The organism is Lentilactobacillus senioris, from assembly GCF_026798195.1.
Taxonomy (GTDB): Bacteria; Bacillota; Bacilli; order Lactobacillales; family Lactobacillaceae; genus Lentilactobacillus; species Lentilactobacillus senioris_A.
Genome location: NZ_JAPQEZ010000013.1, coordinates 1 through 8066, shown reverse-complemented (window position 1 = coordinate 8066; position 8066 = coordinate 1). Strand labels below are relative to the sequence as shown.

8 protein-coding genes and 2 pseudogenes are annotated in these 8066 nt (G+C 40.4%); 4 read left to right on the top strand and 6 right to left on the bottom strand.

Going from position 1 to position 8066, the window contains the following annotated elements; translation table 11 throughout:
* The first annotated feature begins 102 nt into the window (after positions 1 to 102).
* The 3 genes and pseudogenes from OXT66_RS09215 to OXT66_RS09205 form a co-directional block, all read left to right on the top strand.
* The gene (locus OXT66_RS09215; protein ID WP_016527410.1) at positions 103 to 1038 is read left to right on the top strand and encodes a replication initiation protein; all 936 of its coding nucleotides are present in this window, start codon (positions 103 to 105) and stop codon (positions 1036 to 1038) included.
* Positions 1031 to 1285: pseudogene (locus tag OXT66_RS09210) on the top strand (DUF536 domain-containing protein); the annotation flags it as partial. The gene OXT66_RS09215 and the pseudogene OXT66_RS09210, both read left to right, overlap by 8 nt.
* Before the next feature lies 1 nt (position 1286).
* Positions 1287 to 1910, top strand: a pseudogene (locus tag OXT66_RS09205) (nicotinate phosphoribosyltransferase); the annotation flags it as partial.
* Positions 1911 to 2013: 103 nt separating this feature from the next.
* Here the strand turns inward: OXT66_RS09205 and OXT66_RS09200 are convergent.
* From OXT66_RS09200 to OXT66_RS09175, 6 genes are all read right to left on the bottom strand, one after another.
* Positions 2014 to 2685: a TetR/AcrR family transcriptional regulator gene (locus OXT66_RS09200; RefSeq protein ID WP_268597023.1), complete on the bottom strand. Its 672-nt coding sequence runs from the start codon at positions 2683 to 2685 to the stop codon at positions 2014 to 2016.
* A gap of 4 nt (positions 2686 to 2689) precedes the next feature.
* A complete protein-coding gene (locus OXT66_RS09195; RefSeq protein ID WP_029257797.1) occupies positions 2690 to 3937 on the bottom strand; it encodes an ABC transporter permease in 1248 nt (415 codons plus the stop codon).
* Entirely contained in the window at positions 3915 to 4658 is a 744-nt protein-coding gene (locus OXT66_RS09190; RefSeq protein WP_003581836.1) for an ABC transporter ATP-binding protein, read from the bottom strand. The genes OXT66_RS09195 and OXT66_RS09190 overlap by 23 nt, the downstream gene beginning before the upstream one ends.
* A gap of 246 nt (positions 4659 to 4904) precedes the next feature.
* A complete protein-coding gene (locus OXT66_RS09185) occupies positions 4905 to 5372 on the bottom strand; it encodes a Dps family protein (RefSeq protein WP_003587210.1) in 468 nt (155 codons plus the stop codon).
* A gap of 541 nt (positions 5373 to 5913) precedes the next feature.
* Positions 5914 to 6258 (bottom strand): type II toxin-antitoxin system PemK/MazF family toxin, encoded by a 345-nt coding sequence (locus OXT66_RS09180; protein WP_056972590.1) that lies wholly within the window; start codon positions 6256 to 6258, stop codon positions 5914 to 5916.
* Positions 6252 to 6515, bottom strand: a complete 264-nt coding sequence (locus tag OXT66_RS09175; RefSeq protein ID WP_001748109.1) for an AbrB/MazE/SpoVT family DNA-binding domain-containing protein — start codon at positions 6513 to 6515, stop codon at positions 6252 to 6254. Before OXT66_RS09175 ends, OXT66_RS09180 begins: the two co-directional genes overlap by 7 nt.
* Before the next feature lie 85 nt (positions 6516 to 6600).
* On the opposite strand from OXT66_RS09175, the gene OXT66_RS09170 reads away from it, so the two are divergent.
* On the top strand, positions 6601 to 7188 hold the full coding sequence (locus OXT66_RS09170) for a site-specific integrase (protein WP_149029903.1): 588 nt from the start codon (positions 6601 to 6603) through the stop codon (positions 7186 to 7188).
* Positions 7189 to 8066 lie beyond the last annotated feature (878 nt).

Below are 8066 nucleotides of genomic sequence, written 5' to 3'. Positions count from 1 at the left end.
TCTGTTTATCAACGAGGTTTTGTCTGTTTATCAACGAGGTTTTTAATGATGATCGTTGATAAGCAATCGTTGATTTTATATAATAGTTGTGGAGGTGTGATTATGAGCAATGAACTTATAAAATATGATCCTGAACTTAATACCATTCCGTTACGTAAATTCACCCCTATTGAAATGAATCTATTTTTTTCAATTATTTCTCGTATGCGTGATAAGGGAGATCAGACAGTTAGATTTTCTTTTGAACAACTTAAAGATTTGAGCAACTATAAACCGACTGCAAATAATCGCTTTGAAGATGATATTCAAAGAACTTATGAAAAGTTAATGGGACTTCATTTTGGAAGGCGTAGTAAATCTGGATTAAATAGAGAAATGTTTGTTATGTTTACTAAATTCAGAATTGTTGGTGAAACTGATTCTCCTTATATAGACATTGAAGTATATAAAGATGCTTTGCCACTTCTTAATAATTTAGACACGTGGGTTAGATATGCTTTAGCGGAATTTAGAGATCTTCGAAGCAGTTATGCTAAAACCGCTTTTAGATTGTTAAAAGGTTTCAGAACAACCGGTTATGCTTTTTTATCAAAAGAAGATTTTTTTGAGTTACTTGATATTCCTAAAAGTTATTGGAAAAAACCGGGAGACGTTGATAGGTACGTTCTTAAACCAATCAGAGAAGAATTGACCCCTCTTTTTAGAGGCCTAACTGTTCGAAAGAAATATGGTAAAGGCCGCGGGAAACCAGTGATTGGGTATTCTTTTACTTGGAAGCCTGAAAAGAAAGACGCTAACGACTTCTCACAAGGTCAATTTCAAGATGAACGTCAAAAACTCTTTAACATTCAGCATAATGGTGAATTAACAGAGCAGGAAAAATGGCGCGCCATTGACAAGGTTAAGGGGTTAACTTTAGGCTCTACTGAGAAACAAGCATTGGCTGATAAACAGGCCGAGCACGATAAAAAAATAAGAGATCAAGCAAGAAAAGAAGCACTTGCTGAACTCCGAAAGGGGTTTGGAAATCATGCCTAAAACTATTAGAGAACTTGCTGATGAATTGAAGGTCTCTAAACAAACTATTCAATATCACTACCAAAGACTACCAACAAAGAACCAACAAAAAGATAGTCAAGGTACAAACATGATTAGCCTTACAGCTGAAAGGATTATTAGGGACAAGGTAGCAAAGCCTTTGGTAGCAAAAGATCAACAAATAGGTAGCAAAAAAGCGACAAAGACTAGCAAAAAAAATAATGAGCTAATTGCTACTCTAAGAAAACCGGACACAATTGGACGCGGCTGGCTTTCCCAATGCCAAAATCACTATTTCTAACGCATTGGATGAACACATCATTACCTCGCTGTTGCACGAAGGCGCACCGATCGATAATTTTGGTATCGGTGAAAAGCTCATCACTAGCGCGTCCGCACCGGTTCTAAGTGGCGTCTACAAGCTTGCGGCAACTGAGAGCAATGGTCAGAGCACCCCCAAGATCAAGGTCAGTGCCAGTCGCGAAAAACTAACGATTCCTGGTGATAAGCAAGTCTATCGTCTGTACGAACCAGGAACTCAACGGGCCTTTGCTGATTTGATTGCACTAGCTACCGAGACGATCGTTGATGCGACCAGCCTAACCGTCGTCACCAGTGACCCACTCAGTGTCGACCGTCAACAGCGACTCACCCATTTTGAAGCCCGGCCCTTACTCGCGCCGGTAGATTTGTCCAACACCACGTCAATTCCGGTTACAACCATTCAGGCAACGACCCAGGCTAAACTTGCCGAGCTCCCACGAACAACCCAGCGGCTCGTCAACCCAGATCTTTACCCGGTCTACATGACGACCACACTCAGCCAGTTACAAACTAGTTTGTTGAATAAAATGACGATACTAGCAGATTAACAAACGAACACGCGTAGCAACGACTAAAGCCACTTCTGTACTTAGCGTTTAAATGACCGCTAAGTACAGAAGTGGCTTTAGTTTATATCAAGTAACAGTTAGCTCACCGACCAGTAATTTGATCATGTTCACCCGGGGTCAATATTTTGGTCATCACCGTAATCAAATACGCTTGTTCGCGCTCAATTTCAGTTCCCGGCAATTCCAGCATTAACTGCGCTAGGTAACCGAATAGCTGCGATAACAAACTTTGCAGTATCAAATCATTCGGCCAATCCACAATCAAATGATCTGCTTTTAGTTGATTTATGACACTTCCCATCTGCTTGACCATCTTAGGCGCAATCTGGCTAAGAATCTGTTCGCGTCGTTCGGTGTCAAAAGCTACCATTTCAAAAATGACCTTTAACTCTTTCACGTTAGCTTTAGCAAATGCAACTCGGTCCGTAAAAATTGCTGTGACGAATGCCTGTAGACTGGGATAACGCTGCCGTAATTTATCCTCTGAAAAATCACTCGCTAAGATTGGCACAATGTGCGCGGTAATTGGTGCTAAGATGGCATCCCGTAAGGCAGCCTTAGTCTTATACCGCCGATAGACCGTCCCCTCCGCAACGCCGGCCCGTTGTGCAATATCACTAGTACTGGTCTGGTCAAAACCCTTTTCAGCAAACAAATCGAGACTTGCCTGGAGGATGGCCCGTTGCTTAGGTGTAATCGTTTCATTCTGACTTAGATCCTGTTGAAAATAATCCCGTATCCGTGGTCGTTCCATATCCTCACACCTTCCGATAACGTTTCATTCCAACAATATTCAACATTGTTAGTACGACCATAAAACCTACTAATATTAACAAATTGACACCAATATCGCCAAGCCCAGCACCCTTTGTCACAACAGCCGTCAACGCATTAGCACCATAGTATAACGGCATGATGTGGGCAATTGCTTGTAACCAACTGGCCATGCCATCGACTGGAACCAACCCAGCAAAAAAGATTTGTGGTACAACAATCAGTGGAATAAACTGAATCATTTGAAATTCTGAGTTAGCAAAGGTGGAAATAAAGATACCCAAGGTCAAAGCCACTAACGCTAATAATAAGTTAGTCAGAAAGACCAGCCAAATACTACCAACTAAGTGAATCTTGAAGACCGTAATTGTAAAAACAACGGTCAGGACAGTCTGAATGATGGCAAAGCCCCCATAACCAATTAGATAGCCCATAATAATTTCACTCCGTCGAATTGGGGTTGCAAGTAGCCGGCTTAGGGTTCCAGTAGTACGTTCATTCAAAAGTGAAACGCCAGAAATCAAGAACACAAAGAAGAAGACAAAGAAACCGAGAAAGGCTGGCAAAAAGCTTTCAAAGAACGTTGAATCACTACTACCATAAATATAATGAGACTTAGTCGTATAACTGGTTGCTTTAGCTGACTGAGTCGAACTAGACGTCGTGGCTGTGGCTTGCTTGAGTTGCTTTTGTAATTTCTCAGCAGTTGCCTGGTCACCGCGGGCCTGGGCTTGTGCAATGGCAGTCTTCAGCTTGGTCACCGTTGCTTGTGTCTGGGCTGCTGTCAGCTTCTTCAAAGCGGCTTGTTGCGATTCAAGGGCCGCGCGCTGTTTCTTAGTAACGGTCACCAGCGTCTTCATTTTCAACTTGACTAATCCTGATTGTAAACTCGCCTTAATTAAAGACGTGTTGGTTGGATTGCTATTTGAATAAGTAATCGTCAATTGACCATTTTTCTGAGTCAAATAGCCATCTAGATCATGCTGCTTAATCATTTTCCGTGCCTGTGAACTATCATAATGATGAATCGTCACGTTTTTGGTATCGATCACGTTAACCACGGATTGGTCTACATGATGAACACCCAAGCTTGCTAATTGCGTCGTGTTGTTTTGAAATAAGAAATACATCAGCGTCATAATCAGCAATGGTGCCAAAAACATCAGCGCCAAGGTACGCTTATCACGTAACATTTGCTTAAAAACTCGTCTAACGATTGCCATCATTCGCATCTTGCATCCGCCCCGCTTTCAAAAAGACTTGTTCGATCGTATCTACTGCATACTGTTGTTTCAGTGCCGCGGGTGTCCCCTCAGCAAGCGCAATCCCGTGCCGAATCAACATGAGATAATCACACCGTTCTGCTTCGTCCATGACATGCGTTGTCACGAGCATCGACTTACCGGTATCCTTGAGCTTATTTAGTTCGGTCCAAATTTGTTGCCGTAATTCTGGATCAATCCCAACGGTCGGTTCATCTAAAATCAATAATTGGGGATCCTGAATCAGGGCAATTGCCAACGACAAGCGCCGTTTCATCCCACCCGAATAGCCACTGACCCGCTTGTCTAATTGGGACGTTAAATCAACTAATCCGGCTGCATAATCAATCATTTGTGCTAACTTTATTTTTGGAACGCTCATCAATTGCCCAAACAAGGTCAGGTTTTCACGGGCCGTTAGTGTCTCATACAAAGCGTCACTTTGGGCCATATACCCTACTTGTGCCATTACCGCCCTATTAGGCATCACCGTATCCATGACTTTAACAGTGCCACTATCCACAGCTTCCATCCCTAAAATACTCTTGATCAAGGTGGTCTTCCCAGCTCCTGATGGCCCAATCAAGCCATAAATCATTCCAGCCGGCAGTGTCAAATCAATCTGATTGAGCACTTGCTGATGACCAAAGTGCTTGCTGACCTGCTTGGCGATGACATAATCCGTTGCCATTTTAATAACCCTCTTTCTCAAAACGAGTGTATACTCACTCACTTAATGGCCTTAGTATAATCAGTGCATCTCGGTTTGTCAACATTAAAATGAGTTATCACTCACTTATTTTGTTTCCGGCCTATTTGTCACCGCATTGCAAACAAAAATGCGCCACCCCGTTGTTGGGATGTCGCATTTTAATTAAATAGCAGCACTGATATAAGCGTTAGCAATGTTTAAGCCTACCGATTTTTTAATATTATTTTATTCATCAATTTCCGGCGCCGACCCAAGCTCTGCCTGAATCATCCAGATTTTCTTCTCAATTGCGGTTTTGAGACCAATGAAAATATCTTGGGTACTGAAGTCTTTTTCAACATCGGATACTTCAATGCCGTGTTGGTAAAGGTCTTCCAAGTAACGATAGCCATCAACTAAGTGTGCGAGGCGTTCTGGGGTTGTTTTGTCCCATTCACCAGGCCAGTCTTGAATCTTAGTGTTTTCGGCCATTTCTTTTAAGGTCGAGTAAGGACTGCCATCAAGCGCAATCAGCCGTTCAGAAATGACATCGAGTTGGCTGTCAATTTCTTCCATGAACTCATCCATCAAGGGGTGCAACTTCAAAAAGTTGGGTCCACGCATGTACCAATGCGTCTGATGGATAATCATTGACATCTGGCTCAAATCGGCAACGAGTTGATTTAATACTGCTTTGGTTTTCGTATATTTCATTAGATTGATCTCCTTTCGATATGGTTATTATAACTTAGTGGTAGCTTAATCTGAAACGTTATACACTGGCAAATTAAGTTATTTATAGCCCGTAGAATTAAGTCGTTTTGAAAAGATGGAGACGTTATATGGTAGATTGTAAAATTAAATAAATCTACAATTGAATTTTATTTACCTTATGAAGATGTTCAAAACGCGTTAAAGGAAAGTGCGCAAAACCCCTTTATACGTACAAAGGATGAATGGGTAGTGGGTAACAATGAGTGTAAATTAAATAAGGCACAAAAAAGGATGCTTAAGGATAAAGAAATATATAATCATTTCAATTTAGAAAATATTCCCAGTTCCATCAAAACGGAGCTAAACAAGATAGTGCATGACATCGATGACTAATACTTTAACACCAAACAGAAAGGGGCTATGAATATATAGGGTCTATAATTATCAAATAGACCCTCAAAATCATTGTTAAAATAGCCCCCAATATCTATAATGTAGATATTGGGGGCTATTTGTCGTTATATACTAAAAATAACTTCTTCTATTTGTCATCAATACTAAACAATAATTTGTACAAAGTGATTATTTCTTCTAGTTCTTCACGCGATACATGATCGACAATAGTTTCATCAGTGACATGTCTTGCCCGTAAATCTAAGGCTATGGTTTGATCTAATAATACTTTTCCATATACTGTTTGACTACTAGTTAGTCGATGATACATTGGAAAATTACGCTTGGTACTGCTAATTGGAGCCACAATCGTCATGTTACTTGTCTGACAGACTAGATCATTGCTTAGAGCAATGGCTGGTCGCTTATTCATCTGTTCATGACCACGCCTTGGATTAAAGTTAACATAAAATATATCACCTTGGCTTACCATTGAAGTTCATTACCTTCTGACTTTCCCCAATCAAGCTCGTGATCCCTTTTCCCGTCATCTTGCCAATCTTTAAATAGTTCGTGAATATTGGTTGGGTTCTTTTTTATTGGTGTCAAAACAATTGATCCATTTTCAATGGTTATTGTCATATCTTGGTTATCATCTAATTTCAGTTGTTTAATAATTTGGCTAGGAATTCTAGCAGCTTTCGAGTTTCCCCACTTTGCTAAGCGTGTTTGTTCTTTAATAAGTTCCATATTTTCCCCTCCTAAATTATTATTACAAGTCAAGTATATCCCGTGTAGATACACAATGCAAATATTCCTACTGGAGGTCATTTACATGCAACAAGTTGTCTTACCCATCAAAGATTCAAACGTTCTTAAAGAGGTTCAAGATACGTTACTCAATAACTTTAAAGCGGGCCGACGTAACTATACGATTTTTCAAGTTGGTAAAGCTACGCTACTGCGAGTGAGTGACGTTATGGGTTTAAAACAGACCGATATTTTTAATCTGGACGGTTCTATTAAACAAAATGCGTTCATTCATGATCGAAAAACTGGTAAGCCTAATACCTTGTACCTTAAACCAGTTCAAACAGAACTCTTATTGTATCGTCAATGGCTGCTTGATCATCAGCTGGATTCTGAATGGCTCTTTCCCTCAATTCAACACCCAGAACGGCATATTACGGAAAAACAGTTCTATAAAATCATGAGCAAAGTCGGCGATCTTTTAAGCATTAATTACCTTGGTACCCACACTATGCGCAAAACTGGGGCTTATCGCGTTTATACGCAATCCAATTACAATATTGGCTTAGTCATGCACTTATTAAATCATTCCAGTGAGGCGATGACTTTAGCTTATTTAGGATTAGACCAAGCAAGTACCGAAAGTATGTTAGATCAAATTGATTTTGGTTAGTTTTCTTTGGATTTTTAGTTGTTGCCGAAGGCAACTTCTGAGACAGATTTTAAGCATAAAACCTCCACTAATTTTTAGTGGAGTGTAAGTGCGCATTGACCTCGTTTCACTCGGTCTGCTGATAACCATGAAATCAGTTTTTGCCGTTTTTGAATTGACTGTATTTTTAATTCAATTTATGTTTGCACCTAACTAAGATTGTTATGTTTTAAATATTTAAAACGTGTTGCAGATTCCACTGTTTTAAGCCAATTTTTTTAATCGTCCTGGCTTCGTTATTTAGCCCTCTAATAGCCTGCTGAGGGCTTTTTGCTTCGCTTTGGTATAAATGTATATGAATGGTCTTAAAATCGCTAGAAACGAAAAATAAGACCCTTAAAAACGAACATAGCAGCTAAAATCTTTTTGAGATTCAGAAAAACTAACTGTTTGCTGTCAATGGTAGCGGACGAGCAAAGCGTGGGAGCATAAGGAATTGACAGCTCTAAACCAGTCTTAACACTGAATTGGCGAAAGCCAAAGTTTCTATAAAACTTTGCTTTCCTGCCTAACGGCGAGTGAAAAAGCAGTCAAGCTGGCTCAGCTTGGACGGGGTTCGGGGCGTCAGCGTCCGAATTAATGTGGCTTGCCGCACCTTCTAAGCAACGAACGAAGTGAGGCGCAAAGAGCGTAGCGAATGAAGTTTAATGTGAGCCTGTTTTTGGGCTCACTCCTTTGTATTTTTATTTTAGGTTTTGATCTTGTACAGTGGTGCCTCTTTTAAACCTCTTTTATAAACCTCTTTTAAACCTCTTTTAGACCCCTATTGCACCTTACTCTCCCAAGGCTTATAGAAGTTTATCAACGAGGTTTTGTCTGTTTATCAACGAGGTTTTGTC